This window comes from Janibacter sp. CX7 (genome assembly GCF_024362365.1).
Lineage (GTDB): Bacteria > Actinomycetota > Actinomycetes > Actinomycetales > Dermatophilaceae > Janibacter.
On record NZ_CP101464.1, the window covers coordinates 2,369,695 to 2,383,989 of the forward strand.

Annotated in this window: 13 protein-coding genes; 4 read left to right on the top strand and 9 right to left on the bottom strand. The window is 70.4% G+C overall.

Annotated features, from left to right (window positions below):
• Positions 1-28: 28 nt before the first annotated feature.
• Both NMQ01_RS11630 and NMQ01_RS11635 read right to left on the bottom strand, forming a co-directional pair.
• On the bottom strand, positions 29-1,225 hold the full coding sequence (locus NMQ01_RS11630) for an amidohydrolase (RefSeq protein WP_255184091.1): 1,197 nt from the start codon (positions 1,223-1,225) through the stop codon (positions 29-31).
• 67 nt (positions 1,226-1,292) lie between these two features.
• Positions 1,293-2,384: a mannose-1-phosphate guanylyltransferase gene (locus NMQ01_RS11635; protein WP_255184092.1), complete on the bottom strand. Its 1,092-nt coding sequence runs from the start codon at positions 2,382-2,384 to the stop codon at positions 1,293-1,295.
• A 145-nt stretch (positions 2,385-2,529) separates the two neighbouring features.
• On the opposite strand from NMQ01_RS11635, the gene NMQ01_RS11640 reads away from it, so the two are divergent.
• Positions 2,530-3,687: a glycosyltransferase family 1 protein gene (locus tag NMQ01_RS11640; RefSeq protein ID WP_255184093.1), complete on the top strand. Its 1,158-nt coding sequence runs from the start codon at positions 2,530-2,532 to the stop codon at positions 3,685-3,687.
• A gap of 52 nt (positions 3,688-3,739) precedes the next feature.
• Positions 3,740-4,231 carry a MarR family winged helix-turn-helix transcriptional regulator gene (locus tag NMQ01_RS11645; RefSeq protein WP_255184094.1) on the top strand — a complete coding sequence of 164 codons (492 nt, stop codon included), beginning with the start codon at positions 3,740-3,742 and terminating at the stop codon, positions 4,229-4,231.
• Here NMQ01_RS11645 and NMQ01_RS11650 read toward each other — a convergent pair.
• From NMQ01_RS11650 to NMQ01_RS11670, 4 genes are read right to left on the bottom strand one after another with little or no spacing between them, the layout of a single operon-like run.
• A complete protein-coding gene (locus tag NMQ01_RS11650; protein ID WP_255184095.1) occupies positions 4,200-4,718 on the bottom strand; it encodes a 2'-5' RNA ligase family protein in 519 nt (172 codons plus the stop codon). The two genes, NMQ01_RS11645 and NMQ01_RS11650, sit on opposite strands and share 32 nt — an antisense overlap.
• Before the next feature lie 17 nt (positions 4,719-4,735).
• Entirely contained in the window at positions 4,736-5,752 is a 1,017-nt protein-coding gene (trpS, locus tag NMQ01_RS11655; protein WP_255184096.1) for a tryptophan--tRNA ligase, read from the bottom strand.
• Between the two features lie 5 nt (positions 5,753-5,757).
• On the bottom strand, positions 5,758-8,043 hold the full coding sequence (locus NMQ01_RS15975; RefSeq protein ID WP_369694813.1) for a glycosyltransferase: 2,286 nt from the start codon (positions 8,041-8,043) through the stop codon (positions 5,758-5,760).
• 26 nt (positions 8,044-8,069) lie between these two features.
• A complete protein-coding gene (locus NMQ01_RS11670) occupies positions 8,070-9,044 on the bottom strand; it encodes a glycosyltransferase (protein WP_255184097.1) in 975 nt (324 codons plus the stop codon).
• A 44-nt stretch (positions 9,045-9,088) separates the two neighbouring features.
• Here NMQ01_RS11670 and NMQ01_RS11675 point away from each other — a divergent pair, with 44 nt between their 5' ends.
• Positions 9,089-9,679 (top strand): DapH/DapD/GlmU-related protein, encoded by a 591-nt coding sequence (locus tag NMQ01_RS11675; RefSeq protein WP_255184098.1) that lies wholly within the window; start codon positions 9,089-9,091, stop codon positions 9,677-9,679.
• A gap of 9 nt (positions 9,680-9,688) precedes the next feature.
• Here NMQ01_RS11675 and NMQ01_RS11680 read toward each other — a convergent pair whose 3' ends face one another.
• Positions 9,689-10,516: a hypothetical protein gene (locus NMQ01_RS11680; protein WP_255184099.1), complete on the bottom strand. Its 828-nt coding sequence runs from the start codon at positions 10,514-10,516 to the stop codon at positions 9,689-9,691.
• 110 nt (positions 10,517-10,626) lie between these two features.
• On the opposite strand from NMQ01_RS11680, the gene NMQ01_RS11685 reads away from it, so the two are divergent.
• Entirely contained in the window at positions 10,627-12,195 is a 1,569-nt protein-coding gene (locus tag NMQ01_RS11685; protein WP_255184100.1) for an oligosaccharide flippase family protein, read from the top strand.
• On the opposite strand, the gene NMQ01_RS11690 is transcribed toward NMQ01_RS11685, so the two are convergent.
• Positions 12,192-13,037 carry a hypothetical protein gene (locus NMQ01_RS11690; protein WP_255184101.1) on the bottom strand — a complete coding sequence of 282 codons (846 nt, stop codon included), beginning with the start codon at positions 13,035-13,037 and terminating at the stop codon, positions 12,192-12,194. The genes NMQ01_RS11685 and NMQ01_RS11690 overlap by 4 nt on opposite strands.
• Before the next feature lie 27 nt (positions 13,038-13,064).
• Positions 13,065-14,234, bottom strand: a complete 1,170-nt coding sequence (locus tag NMQ01_RS11695; RefSeq protein ID WP_255184102.1) for a glycosyltransferase family 4 protein — start codon at positions 14,232-14,234, stop codon at positions 13,065-13,067.
• Positions 14,235-14,295: the final 61 nt, after the last annotated feature.

Sequence of the window (14,295 nt, forward strand, 5' to 3'; positions counted from 1 at the left end):
AAACCCTCACCCGGGCGCAGGGCCGGGGTCAGGCGTCCTCGACGCGGGTCCACTCCCCCGCCGCGGCGAGGGTGAGCAGGGCGGTGCCGTTGCGCACGGCGCCCTCGTCGACGACGAGGTCGCCCTGGTGCAGGTCGAAGGTGCGCCCGCCGTGGGTGCGGGTGCCCAGGCGCGCCATGGCGCCCTCGGCCTCGTGGAGCATCCACGCGAAGTCCTCGCCGCCGAGGCTGTGCGGCGTCGGCACCGGGCGCAGGCCCGCGGCCATGCTCGCCCGACCGAGCGCGGCGACCGCGGCGGAGTCGTTGACGACCGGCGGCACGCCACGGATGTGGTCGACGGCGGCCGTCACTCCGTAGGGACGCACGACGTCGGCGACGACCTCGTGGAGCAGCGGGCCGATCTCCTCCCAGAGGCCGACGTCGAGCATGCGCAGCGTGCCCTGCGCGACACCGGTGGAGGGGATGACGTTGATCGCCTCGCCGGCGGAGACCCGGCCCCACACGACGACCAGCCCGGCCCGCGGGTCGACCCGCCGGCTGAGGACCGCGGGCACGTCGGTGACGACCTTGCCCAGGGCATAGGTGAGGTCCTCGGTGAGGAAGGGCCGCGAGGTGTGGCCGCCGCGGCCGCGGAGGGTCACCGTCACCTGGTCGGCGGCCGCCGTGAGCGGCCCCTCGCGCAGGCCGATCTCGCCGACGTCGAGCGAGGGGTCGCAGTGCACGGCGTAGACGGTGTCGACGCCCGACATGACGCCGGCCTTGACGAAGGCGAGCGCGCCGCCGGGCATCTGCTCCTCGGCGGGCTGAAAGATCAGCCGGACGCCGACGTGGCGGGCGGCGAGCTCGTCGGCGACCTCGGCGAGCGCCAGGCCGGCGCCGAGCAGGGCGGTCGTGTGGACGTCGTGCCCGCAGGCGTGGCAGACACCGTCGTTGGTCGAGGTCCAGTCGAGGCCGCTGCGCTCGCGGACCGGCAGCGCGTCGATGTCACCGCGCAGGGCGACGCGGCGGCGCGGCTCGCTCGCGCCGAGGTCGACGACGAGCCCGGTCTCGCTCAGCGACCGCGGCTCGAGCCCGGCGGCCTCGAGCCGCTCGCGCAGCCGCGCGGTCGTGCGGTGCTCCTGGAAGGAGATCTCCGGGTGGGCGTGCAGGTCCCGCCGGAAGTCGATCAGCTCGGGCAGCAGCCGGTCGATGACGCGCAGCAGCGTCGGGGCGAGAGGTGCAGTCATGGCGGTGCGACTCTACCGAGGCGACCGCCTGCGGACGTGGAGGCGCCCACCGGATGAACGCTCGACGTCAGACGAGGTCGGTGCGCCCGGCCGCCTTGAGGGCCTCGACGACGAGCTTGACGTCCTGGGCCCGCTCCCGGCTGGCGACGAGCAGGGCGTCGTCGGTCTCGACGACGACGACGTCCTCGAGACCCACGACGGCGACCATGCGGCCGGACTCGGAGACGACGAGGCCGCCGGAGTCGATGGCCTGGACCTGGGCGGGGTCGCCGACGACGGTCATCGCCCCCTCGGCGGGGGGCAGCAGGCAGGAGAGGGACTTGAAGTCGCCGACGTCGTCCCAGTCGAAGCTGCCGGGCACGACGGCCACGAGACCCTCGTCGGCGGCGGGCTCGGCGACGGCGTGGTCGATGGCGATCTTCTCCAGCCCCTCCCAGCGGCTCTCGAGCAGGTCGGGGTCGGCCGCGATCTCGCGCAGCCCGGCGGCCAGGTCTGGGTGCCACTGGGCCAGCAGGTCGAGCAGGGTCGCGGCGCGGACGACGAACATGCCGGCGTTCCAGCGGAACTCGCCAGTCGCCAGGTAGGACGCGGCGCGGCGGGCGTCGGGCTTCTCGACGAACTGGCGGACCCGGGCGGCGCTCGGGTGGGCGCGCAGCCGCGGACCCATCTGGATGTAGCCGAAGCCGGTCGAGGGGAAGGTCGGCTCGATGCCGATCGTCACGACGAGGTCGTCGCGGCGGGCGACGCCGACGGCCTCGACGACGGCGGCGCCGAAGGCCTCCTGGTCGGCAATGACGTGGTCGGCGGCGAAGGACCCGATGATCGCGTCGGGGTCGCGCCGCTCGAGCACGGCCGCGGCGAGGCCGATCGCCGCCATCGAGTCACGCGGCGAGGGCTCGGCGATCAGCAGGTCGTCGGGCAGGTCGGGCACCTGCTCGTGGACCGCGGCGGCGTGCGCGGCGCCGGTGACGACGAGGACCCGCTCTCCGGCGAGGACCCGCAGGCGGTCGACCGTGGCCTGGATGAGGGTGCGGCCGCTGCCGGTCAGGTCGTGGAGGAACTTCGGCGAGCCGGCCCGCGACACCGGCCACAGCCGTGTGCCCGCTCCCCCGGCGGGCACCACGGCCCAGAAGCGGTCGAGATCCCCTGTCGTCGTCATGTCGTGCACCGTACCCGGCACGCCCGAGGAGACCGCCTCGTGACGGGGGCGGGTCCCCCCTTCGACCAAGTCGTCACCTGATGATCACCGGACACCCCCCTCGACGACACCGAAGGGGGGTGGCGGCACCTCCACATTGGAGACCGTGCGAGTGGCTATTGCGACCGAGTCCTTCCTGCCCAGCCTCAACGGCGTCACGACGAGCGTCTGCCGCGTGGCCGAGAACCTGCGCGAGCAGGGCCACAAGGCGATGATCATCGCCCCCGGCCCCGCGCCGGCCACCTATGCGGGGCACGTCGTGCGGACGCTGCCGGCGGTGCCCGTCCGCGGCTTCCGCGCCGGCCTGCCGACGGGTGCCGTGCGCCGGGCGCTGCGCGACTTCCGGCCCGACGTCGTGCACGTCGCCTCCCCCTTCCTCGTCGGGGCGCGGGGGCTGCACAACGCCGAGACCTTCGACCTGCCGACGGTCGCGATCTACCAGACCGACATGCCCAACTACGTCAAGCAGCACGGCCCCGGAGCCATCGGCCGGGGCGCCTCCTCGCTGACGTGGGAGTGGGTGCGCCGGCTGCACGAGCGGGCCGATCTCACGCTCGCGCCTAGCCGCCCGACGCTCGAGGAGCTGCGCGAGCACCGCATCCCGCGCACCGACCTGTGGGGCCGGGGCGTCGACACCGCGCTCTTCCGCCCGGAGTGGAAGGACGACCCGGAGACGCTCGCCCTCAAGCACGCGCTCGCCCCCAACGGCGAGGTCCTCCTCGGCTACGTCGGCCGGCTCGCGCCGGAGAAGGAGCTGCACCGCCTCGCCGAGCTGGCCCAGCTGCCGGGCACCCGGCTCGTCCTCGTCGGAGAGGGCCCGAGCCGCAACGAGCTCGGTGCGCGGCTCGCCGAGGCCGTCGCCGCGAGCTCCGGCCGACCCAACCTGCCGCCGGCCTTCCTCGGCCCGCGCACGGGTGCCGACCTGGCCCGCGCCTACGCGACCTTCGACGTCTTCGTGCACACGGGGACCAAGGAGACCTTCGGCCAGACGCTGCAGGAGGCCGCGGCCGCCGGGCTGCCGGTCGTCGCCCCCGCCGTCGGCGGCCCGCTCGACCTCGTCGACCACGGCCGCTCGGGATACCTCTTCGACCCGCAGGTGCGCGGCGACCTCGCCCGCTGGGTCGCCGAGCTCGTCGACTCGCCGAGCCTGCGGGCGTCGATGGCCGCCGCCGGTCCCGAGATGGTCGCCCACCGATCGTGGAGCAGCCTCACCGAGCAGCTCGTCCGCCACTACGAGCGCGCGGCCTCGGCCCACGCCGCCTGAGGCGGGCCGGGCCCGACCGGTCTCCGGCCGTCCGGTCTGGGAGACTGCGGCCATGGAACCCCGCTGGCTCACCGACGACGAGCTGACGGCGTGGCTGCGCCTCATCGCCCTGGCGGAGCTGCTGCCGTCGCGACTGGACGCCCAGCTGCGCCGCGACGCGGAGCTGACGCACTTCGAGTACCAGGTCCTCGCGATGCTCTCGGAGGCGCCCGAGCGAACCCTGCGCATGTCATGGCTCGCCCAGCGCACCCAGGCGACGCTCCCCCGGCTCTCGCACGTCGCCCGCCGCCTCGAGGGGCGCGGCCTGCTCGTGCGGCGCCCGAGCCAGACGGACGCGCGGGCCACCGATGCGACGCTCACCGACGCCGGCATGGAGGTCATCGTCGCTGCGGCCCCCGGGCACGTGACGCTCGTGCGCGAGGAGGTCTTCGACGCCCTGACGCCCGAGCAGGTGGGTCAGCTCTCCGAGATCTGCACCGCGGTCCTCGACCGGCTCGACCCGGAGGGGCACCTCACGATGAAGGCCGCAGAGGCTCCCCACTGAGCTCGAAGCCCGTCTGCGGGCGCCACACGCCGTCGGCGCCGTGGTCGTAGAGGTGGAAGCTGGTCACCTCGAAGGACGCGTCGAAGGTCGCCAGGTCGCCGAAGGCGCGGTCGAGCTGGGCGTCGCTCACCTGGTGGGCGATCGTCACGTGCGGGTGGTAGGGGAACTCGAGGTCGCGCACGACCGGACCGCGACGCACGGCCTGCTCCAGCCGCTCGCACATCGGGATGCCCTGGGCGACCTGCACGAAGACGACCGGGCTCACCGGCCGGAAGGTGCCGGTGCCGCGCAGCTGCATCATGAAGGGCCCGTGCGCGGCAGCCACCGACTCGAGGTGGTGGACGAAGACGGGCAGCTCGGCCTCGGGCACCTCCGTCGGCGGCATGAGCGTGACGTGCGGCGGGATCGCCCGCGCCATCGGGTCACCGACGTCCTCCCGCTGCTGCTGCAGCTGCGACCCCCAGGGCTCGGGGATCTCGATGGACACGCCGTGGACGGGCACGATCAGGCCCGGGGGGTGAGCAGGCCGACGCGGTCGTAGACGCGGTCGCGGGTCGCGGAGGCGATCTCGGCGGCGCGGGCCGCGCCCTTGGCGACGATGCTGTCGAGCTCGGCCGGGTCGGACATCAGCTCGTCCATGCGGCGCTGGTAGGGCTCGATGGCGCTGACGACGACGTCGGCGACCTCCTGCTTGAGGGCGCCGTAGCCCTGACCGGCGAAGTGGGCCTCGAGGTCGGCGATCGACGTGCCCGACAGTGCCGAGTGGATCGACAGCAGGTTGGACACCCCCGGCTTGGCGTCGACGTCGTAGCGGATCTCGCCGTCGACGTCGGTGACGGCGGAGCGGATCTTCTTCGCGATGCGCTTGGGGTCGTCGAGCAGCGAGATCAGGCCCTTGTCCGAGGAGCTCGACTTGCTCATCTTGCCGGTGGGCTCCTGCAGGTCCATGATCCGCGCCGACTCCTTGAGGATGTGCGGCTCGGGCACGACGAGGGTGTCGCCGAAGCGGGCGTTGAAGCGCTCGGCGAGGTCGCGGGTGATCTCGAGGTGCTGGCGCTGGTCGTCGCCGACCGGCACGCGGGCCGCGTCGTAGATGAGGATGTCGGCGGCCATGAGGATCGGGTAGGTGAAGAGGCCGACGTTGGCGTTGTGCCCCTTGGCCGTCTTGTCCTTGAACTGCGTCATCCGGCTCGCCTCGCCGAAGGCGGTCTGGCAGGCGAGGACCCACATGAGCTCGGTGTGCTCGCGCACGTGGCTCTGGCAGAAGATCGCCGAGCGCTCGGGGTCGACGCCGCCGGCGATGTACTGGGCGGCGGTGACGCGGCTGCGGCGGGTGATGTCGGCCGGATCGGTGGGCACGGTGAGCGCGTGCAGGTCGGCGACGAAGTAGTAGGCGTCGAAGTCCTCCTGCAGACCGACCCAGTTGACGAGCGCACCGAGGTAGTTGCCGAGGTGGAGGGAGTCGCTCGTGGGCTGCATCCCGGAGAGGATCCGGGGCCGGTCAGGTGCAGGGCTGGTCATGGGGGTCATGATGCCAGCCGGGCTGCGGCGGCTCGCACGCGCTCGACGAATCGCTTGGGAGAGAAGGCCTCGACGTGGGCGCGGATCGCCGCGGGGTCCCACGTGCGGCCCCGGTCGGCGACGACGGCGGCCCGGATCGCGTCGGCCGTCGGCTCGTCGAAGAAGGCGCCGTTGACCCCGTCGGCGATGGTGTCGAGGTAACCGCCGGCACGCAGCGCGAGCGTCGGCCGGCCGAAGGCGCCCGCCTCGAGCGGGGTGAGACCGAAGTCCTCGTGGCTCGCGGCGACGAGCGCGCGGGCGTGGGCATAGGCCCAGCGCATCTGGGCGTCGGTGAGGTCGGTCGCGATGCGCACGTTGTCCGGCGCGGCGGCCCGCAGCGGCGCGAGCAGCGGGCCGGCGCCGATGACGAGCAGGTGCTCGGGCAGCCCGCGGAATGCCTCGACCACCTGGTCGACGTTCTTGTACGGCAGCAGGCGGGAGACGACGAGGTGGTAGCCCTCGCACCAGTCGGCGGCCTCGGGCACCGCCTCCTGCTCCCCGGTCGTGTCGACGGCGAAGGGGGGCGGCAGCACCTCGGCGTCGATGCCGTAGGCCTCACCGATGCGCTCGCGCACGACGTGGCTGTTGGCGAGATAGGCGTCGGCGCGGGCAGCGGCGCGGCGGTCCCAGCGGCGAAGGGGGGCACGCAGCGCGAGCAGCGCGAGCCCGGTCGGCGAGCGCCGCGGGTCGCCGCCGAGGTAGCGCTCGCTCTGGTAGAGCCAGCGGGCGGGTGCGTGGCAGTAGACGAGGGTGCGGCCGGTGGTGGGGAACCCGTGGGCCCAGCCGCTGCTGCTGGCGACGACGAGGTCGGCGTCGATGCGCAGCGCGCTCGAGGCGAAGGGAAGGAAGGGCAGCGCCGCGCGGTGGTGGCGCCGCAGCGGGCCGACGAGGTTGAGCGGGCTGACCCGGATGTCGACGTCGCGGAACTCGGGGAAGGTGCCCTCGGGGTCGTAGAGCGTCGTGTGCACGGTCGCGTCGGGGAAAGCCTGCAGGAGGGCCAAGACGACCCGCTCCGCTCCGCCGCGCTGGGTGAGGTAGTCGTGGGCGATGGCCACGCGGGTGCGCTCGTGCGTGCTCGTCCCGGTCCTGCCGGCCACCTCGCGCCAGACCCCCACGATGGTGTCGGTGCTCGGGCCGATGCCGAGGTCGGTGCGCGCCCGCTGCCAGCCGGCGGCGCCGCGGCGCTCGGCCTCGTCGGGGTCGTCGAGGGCTGCGGTGATGGCGGCGGCCAGGGCGTCGACGTCACCGGGCGGGACGAGCCAGCCGACGGACGCCGGGCCACCGGTGACGATCTCGGGCACTCCCCCGGCGTCGGTCGCGACGACCGGCACCCCGCGGGCCATCGCCTCGGCGACGACCTGGCCGTAGGGCTCGGGCACCGGCGACGCGTGGACGGCCACGGTCATCGCGTCGAGCTCTGCGGCCGGGTCGTCGGTGAAGCCGACGAGCTGGACGTGCTCGCCCAGTCCCAGCCGCTCGATCTCGCGACGGACCTCCCCTTCGTGCTCCTCATGACCGAACATCGGGGACCCGATGATGCGGAAGGTCGTCTCCGGGTGGCGGCGCACGACCTGCGCTGCGGCGCGGACCAGCTCGAGCTGACCCTTGGTCGGGCTGATGCGCCCGAGGAGCCCGACGACCGGATCGGCAGGTCGGGGGCGCGGCTCGGGGCGGATCTGCGCCGGCACGAGGCCGGGGTGGGCGACGGTGACCTCGACCCCGGGCAGGGTCGCCGCGGTGGCGCGGGAGTTGGCGATGACGCGCTGCGGGCCCCACGTGGCGATCTGGCGCATGAGGCGCACGAGCGGAGCGGGCAGGTAGTCGGGGGCGATGCGGTCACGGATGTGCCAGACGAGCGGGCGGCGGGCCAGGCGCGCAGCCGGCACCCCGAGCAGGTCGGCCTTGAGGGTCGTCGTGTGGACGACGTCGACGTCGAGCTCGCGCAGCCGTGCCGCCAGCCTCCGGACGAAGGGGGCGGCCCCCACCGCGGACCGCGCCGCCGTCCGCAGCCCCGCCGCCTGCTCGCGGGTGGTCGTGCCGATCCCCTCGTCGAGGGGCAGCACCTCGACCGTGTGCCCCCGCTCCCGCAGGCGCCCGACGAGCGGGCCGTCGGCGAAGAGCAGGACGCGCACGTCGACGTCGTCCCGCGTGGCGAGGGTGTCCATGAGGCGCACGAGCGCCAGCTCGACCCCGCCGAGCTGGGCGGTGTGGTCGAGGATCGCGACGCGGACCGGCCTCTGCTGCTCCCCCATGCGGTGGAGTCTATGGACCGGTCGGCTTACGTACGCGGGGCGCTCCAACCCGTGGCTCGACGTTCGAGCCACCCGGGAGCCCGCCCGTACCGTCGCGTCCCCCACGAGCCCACTGCCGCCGCCGCGATCAGGCCACGGCGTGCAGCCTCTCTCCATTCCCGACGACGGAGGTGTCGTGTGACCGCGGGAACCACGTGACGTCGAATGAATCGGTATCGCTGCGTGGTCGTCCCTTGAAGTCGGTGGGAGATGAACATCAGTCCGTTGCGCGCGTAGTAGAACAAGCCCAAATAGGAGTAGGCACCGGTGAACGATGCCGACACCTGATGCTCGATGACCACGCCGGTGTCGACGACGAGAGAGATCCCCTCGGCGGAGGCTCGCAGGCTCCAGTCGGAGTCCTCGAAGTTCAGGAAGTACCGCTCGTCGAAGAGCCCAACCGATCGCCAGGTCGCGGACGAGGCGGTGACACAACACCCAGCCAAAGTGGTCGTAACACGAAGTCCGTCGTCACCGACAGGGTCGGCGGCCAGTTCGGTGTCGGAGAGATGACGCGCGAGACCGGTTTCAGCGTCGATCGCGCCGCCGCCGAACCAGACGCGACCGGAGCCATCCGCGTACTCCACGACCGGGCTTACCGCGTGGCCTCGTCGGGCAACACCAGATAGCTGGCGAAGCGCACCGGATGGGACGATCGTGTCGTTGTTGAGGACTGTGACGGTAGCGGCGCCTCGATCCATAGCCCATCTCAAGCCGGTGTTCATTCCGCCGGCAAAGCCGAGATTCTCCCGATTTTGCAGCGTCCAGACCTGCGGCCAGCGTCGCGACACTACCTCAAGACACCCGTCATACGACCCGTTGTCCACCACGACGACGAGTACATCCGGCGAGCCCGCGACCAGCGACTCAACGCATCTCTCGGTGTCCGAGCGACCGTGGAAGTTGAGTACGACAACAGCGTCTTTCCCGCCCCCGTCGGTAGGCCCGTGTTCCTCCGCCACGGTGACACACTAGAGGAGACCCGCCCACCCCGTGAGGACCCTTCATGACCCTCAAGGCCACGCTGAAGCGCCATGCACCTGCCCCTGTTCTCCGGGCGGCGGCGTGGCGTCGTGATGTCTGGGGCGACCTTCGGCTTCGATTGCTGACCAGCGCGGGCCGCATCCCCTCGCACCGTGCTCGCAAGGTCATCTATCGCAATTGCGGAATGCGCCTGCCGACGTCCTCTGCAATTCACTGGCGAGCGGAGTTCTACGCACCGGAGCGCATCGTCATCGGTGAGAACGTGACTATCGGCGACACCTGCTTCCTCGATGGTCGCTCAGGTCTGAGCATCGGGGACAGCGTCAATCTCGGAAGCCGAGTGCACATCTACACCCGAGAGCACGACGTCGACTCCCCCACCTTCGCGGAAACAGGCGGGCCAGTGGCCATCGGGGATCACGCATGGGTGGCGAGCCACGCCATCGTCCTGCCCGGCGTCACCATTGGTCAGGGCGCCGTGGTCGCGGCGGGCGCCGTCGTCACCAAGGACGTCGAGCCCTTCACCGTCGTCGGTGGCAACCCCGCGCGACCGATCCGCAAGCGCAACGAGGATCTGCGATACCGGTTGGGCTACGCCAAGAGATTCGTCTGACCGGGCTCGTCAGTCGTGGGCATCGAGCAACTCTGCCGGCACCGAGACCTTGGCCAGCCTGGGCCACAGCCCGTCGGCGAAGGGGTGCAGGTTGCGCTGCCACCGCCACGTCCATCGCGACGGCCACCATCGCGTTGCGAAGTACACGAGGCCCCTGGCGCCAGAGGCATGGCCCCAACTGCGCGTCTTCTGCATGATCTGAGCAGGGGTCCGCCCCCACGAGTTGTGGAGAATGACCTGTTCGACGGCGAGGCCCTCGACGCGCAGTTCCTCTGGTCCGGGTGGGCGGGCGATCTGCAGTGACTGTTTGTCGCCCTTCACGACATGTCTGATGATCTTGCCTTCGCCGGGGCGCCGAGCGTCGACGAGCGTCGCGTTTGGCCTGACAACCGTGCTTCCGGGGTACTCGACAACAGGTTCACCGGCTGCTCCGCTCACAGCCACGAAGGTCCGGTCGGACAGACGCCGGTAGAGCACCCGAAGCGGCCACTCGATGCCGACCACGTCGTCGGCGACCGCCTGCAGCGAGTCGACGAGAAAGCCAGGATCCGGCACCACCTCGTCATTGTCGATCTGGAGCACCCAGTCGACGCGCCCGCGGAGGGCGTCAAGTCCGGCCTGCCGCTGAGCTGTGTCGGCTCGCATCGGCTGGTCGAGGTCCTCCCAATGTCCATCCACCCGACGTGCAATCCCGCGGACATCTACCTCGGAAATGATGTCCAGACACTGATCCACCGGCAAGGGTCGGCCAGTCCACCCAGTCGCAGGCACCGGGACAACCACCACGAGGTCGTCGAGTAACTCGTAGTAGCGCCGCAGGCTGGAACGCAGCCACACAGGGTCTCCTGGCAACAGGTAGGCACCCAACCTCGGTCTCATGACCGGCATCCTGCCAGTTCCGCGCCATACTGACCGGTGGCTCCAGGAGCCCACCGAGGAGAAGACTAATGACGGAGCCGACTGAATCGGCACGCACCGCTCTCAACAGTGCCCAACTGCAGGACCGGGCGGTCAAGGGCGTGGCCTGGACAATGATCCACACCATCGTCTCCGTGCCCGTCGCATTCGCGGTCAACCTCCTCCTCGCGCGAGTTCTGGCTCCGGCCGGCTACGGACGTCTGGCCTTCCTCACCACGCTCATCGGCATCGCCAGCAGCATCGTCGCCCTAGGCCTTTCCTCAGCGATGATCCAGTTCGGCGCTCGGGCCCATGCCGCTGGCAGAACCAGCGAAGTCCGAAAGATCCTGTCGGCGTCCCAAGGCTTCCGGCTCCTCGTCGTTGCCCCGATCCTCACGGCCCTCATTGTCTTCATCGTGGATGTCCCCATCCCTCTCTTGGTGCTGGCGGTGGCCTTCGGCGTCTGGGTCCCAGCAGCCCTGGACGGCGCGACGATCACGCTCTCGATCGAGAACAAGAGCGCGGAGGCGGCCAAGATCGCAATGGTCTCCAACGTCCTCGTCCAGGCCGGTGTCGTCGGTGCCGTGCTGTGGGTGGGAACCGCAGACTCCGTCTGGGCGGCGCGAGTGGTGTTGTCAGCAGGCGTGATCGCCATGGCCTTCGTGGCCATCTCGTCCGACTACCGACGAGCCGTCCTGCGCCCACGCCTCCCCAAGGGGTTCCCGGCGGGGTTCTGGCGATTCGCCGTCCCCACTGGGATCGCCGCCCTGATCGGCGACCTAGCCCTCTCGCGTACCGAAGTAGTCTTCCTCACCTGGCTCTCCTCGCCGGAGCAAGTGGGACTCTACGCCCTCGCCTTCGGCGTCAGCTCGCACATCTTCGGCCCTGCGCACGCGTTGACGGGCCCATTGATCCCCGCCGTGTCGGGTTTGAAGGAAGTCGGTTCCGCCCAGGTCGCGGAAGCATTCGAGCGCGCGCTCCGCTCCGTAGCAGTGGTCATTGCCGCGCTCACTGTCATCGCACTGCCGGCACTCGCTGCCCTGGTGCCACTCCTCTACGGAGGCGAGTACGCAGGTGCCTCCACCGCCCTCCTCGCTCTCGGACTGGTCGGTGGCATCGGCGTTCTAGCGGGACCAATCTCGGCCTTTGTCATGGCACGGCTATCCGCGCGGCGCCTGTTGATAGCCAACGCCGCAGCCCTCTGCGCCGACCTGGTGTTGGCCATCGCACTGATCCCCCTTTTTGGCATGTGGGGCGCCGTCATCGCGAATGCCGGTGCGGTGTTGGTCCAATTGGGTGTCATCCTCGAGAGCGAGCGCCAGGAATTGGGCCTCTCCAGACGGGAAGTGGCCCGCATGCTTACCCCTGTGCTGACCGCGCCCGTCGCTTGTGGAGTCGCCTGGTCCGTGGTCGATTGGCTGCCCATTGGGGTGTTGATGACGGCCGTTCTCTCGAGCTGCGTGTCCACGCTGGTCCTGTGGATCGGCCTCAAAGTGACCAAGACAGGACTGCGGCCGCAGGACTGCGACGCCGTAGTTCGCAGTCTCCCTCGACGCCTGGTGCCCGCAGCGACCAAGGCCATGGCCCTGCTGGTGCGGCACGACGACGTTCGCAGTTAGTTCAACGGGGCATCATCCGGTCCGTAGTGAGCGAATCTCGGGTCTGTGGGAAACGCGATCGCCAGCCACCGTCCCACACGCGCCTGAACCGACCGCCGCAACCGCTGTCGAATCGTCGCAGTCGGATACTGCGTACCGACCGGGCCCCTGTGCTCGATAGACGCGGGAAGGTATGTAGCCCGCAAGAGGCGCTCGCGTCTCATCCACGAGTCAACCCGCTGTTCGAATACGGGCACGACGTGCGCCAAGGGATACCGCCACGACGCAGGGACCACCCTGCGGTAGCCGCGGTGCGTGAACCTGCTGCGGCGGCAAAGGAAAGCTGTGTCGCTGAACCCGTATCCGAGCACGAAGTCCCCAACCTCGTGGGTCGACTCAGCACGAGCCTCTACAGCGTCCCAGCTCGGGTTGGCCACCACGACTCGTCTGTGCGAGCGCATGAGCTCGACCGAAGGTGTCACCCAGTCGATGGGTTGACTGAGCTTCACATCAACGTCCCAATAGACGAGCAAGTCGCTGCCTTTCAGATGGATCGCCACGAGCGCACAGTCCGTGAAGTGGGGCAAGACACCCAGATCTCTGGGCCGCAACCCCACAGCCGCGAGCGCAGCCGGCAATCGCTCGTCAACCCGGACGAATTCGGTGATCTCGCCAGACTCCACCAGATGTGTTGCTCGGACCACCGCGTCAGCCATGTCGTCGACGTTGTTGATCAGCACAACCCTGCGCTCGAACTCGCGGCCGTTCTGCCGCACCACGTCTGTGAACCACCCGGGCACGAGAACATCGCGGTACGTGCGCTCGAAAACGTTCACGATCAGGTCCACGGGGAAGTCTTCCACGCACCAAAGGCTAGGGCCCGTAGGCGTTCAGTGGTCAGGTCGGCCAGTGCGGTCGGACCTCGCCGACTCATACAGGTGTACGTATTGTCGGGTCACCTGCCCCCACGTCAGACGTTGCGCAGCGCCCTTCCCGGCTGCCGTCAGGCGGCGAGTCAGCTCTCTGTCGACGAGAACTCGCGAGAGAACTGCCGCCAGTGCATCTGGCTCCCGAGGATCGATCAGAAGTCCGTCAACACCATCCGTGACGAATTCCGGCATTCCTCCATTGACTGTGCCGATGAGTGGTGTGCCGGCCCGCCACGCCTCAAGCGCAACAATTCCGAAGGCCTCATGCCGACTCGGCACGACCACCGCGTCGGCGGCTGCCATGGCCGCCGCGACCTGCCCCGGACTCAGTTCTCCCAGCAGGTGTACGCGGTCAGCAGTGCCTGCCGCCCGAGCCTGCTCGCGAAGGGCCGTGATCTGCGAGCCCGTTCCCCCGATGGCCACGTGCACGTGCTCGAGTCCCGGCTGCGTCAGCACGTCGAGGAGAAGGTCGAAGCCCTTCATCCGTTCGACTCGCCCCACGGCCACCACGAGCGGTCGACCGGCGGGGAGTTCCACCGCTTCCGCGGGCGGCGCCTGGCGCTCGATCCCGTTGGGCACGACGACACCCCCGTCGAGGCCGAAGCGCGCGCGCAGACCCTCGAGCACGAACTCCGTGGGCGCCGTGACGGTCTGGGCCCTCACGATCGCCGCACGTAGAGCCTTGCGCAGCAGAGCCGAACGGTCGTAGACGCCGTGGTCGTCGGCGAAGGTCTCCCCGTGCGAGGTGACGACGAGCGGCGTACCCGTCAGTCGGTGAAGCGCCAGCGCGTACACACCATTGGGCCCGAAGCACTGCACGTGCAGGACGTCGGGCTCGAAGGACGCGCTCGCCTCCCGCCACCGGAGTGCTGCCCGTGGAAGAGTGCCGGCCAGCCGCACGAGGGACGAGAGACGTCGAGCCGGCAGGGGTGTGGGCAGGTAGCGCACGGTGATGCCGTCGACCGTCGTCGTCCCGAGATGTTCGCCCCGATCGACGGTCCACACCTCGACAGCGGTTCCCGCGCTGGCGAGCTCGCGGGCAACCTGCCGGACGTGGGTCTCGACGCCGCCTGTGTGGGGGTGGAAGGACGAAGCCACCAACGCCACACGTCTCGGCCTACCCTTGCCCACGGATCCCCCTTCGCCCCGACACCTCGGGGCTCATCATGGCAGCCGCCGACAGGAGTCGACA

What these genes read in the sequence shown, in the direction of transcription:
- NMQ01_RS11645 (WP_255184094.1), top strand. Translation starts at nt 3,740, where the DNA reads ATGGAACCCCGCTGGCTCACCGACGACGAGCTGACGGCGTGGCTGCGC.
- NMQ01_RS15975 (WP_369694813.1), bottom strand. Translation starts at nt 8,043, where the DNA reads ATGGGGGAGCAGCAGAGGCCGGTCCGCGTCGCGATCCTCGACCACACC.
- NMQ01_RS11635 (WP_255184092.1), bottom strand. Translation starts at nt 2,384, where the DNA reads ATGACGACGACAGGGGATCTCGACCGCTTCTGGGCCGTGGTGCCCGCC.
- trpS (WP_255184096.1), bottom strand. Translation starts at nt 5,752, where the DNA reads ATGACCAGCCCTGCACCTGACCGGCCCCGGATCCTCTCCGGGATGCAG.
- NMQ01_RS11675 (WP_255184098.1), top strand. Translation starts at nt 9,089, where the DNA reads ATGACCCTCAAGGCCACGCTGAAGCGCCATGCACCTGCCCCTGTTCTC.
- NMQ01_RS11685 (WP_255184100.1), top strand. Translation starts at nt 10,627, where the DNA reads ATGACGGAGCCGACTGAATCGGCACGCACCGCTCTCAACAGTGCCCAA.
- NMQ01_RS11630 (WP_255184091.1), bottom strand. Translation starts at nt 1,225, where the DNA reads ATGACTGCACCTCTCGCCCCGACGCTGCTGCGCGTCATCGACCGGCTG.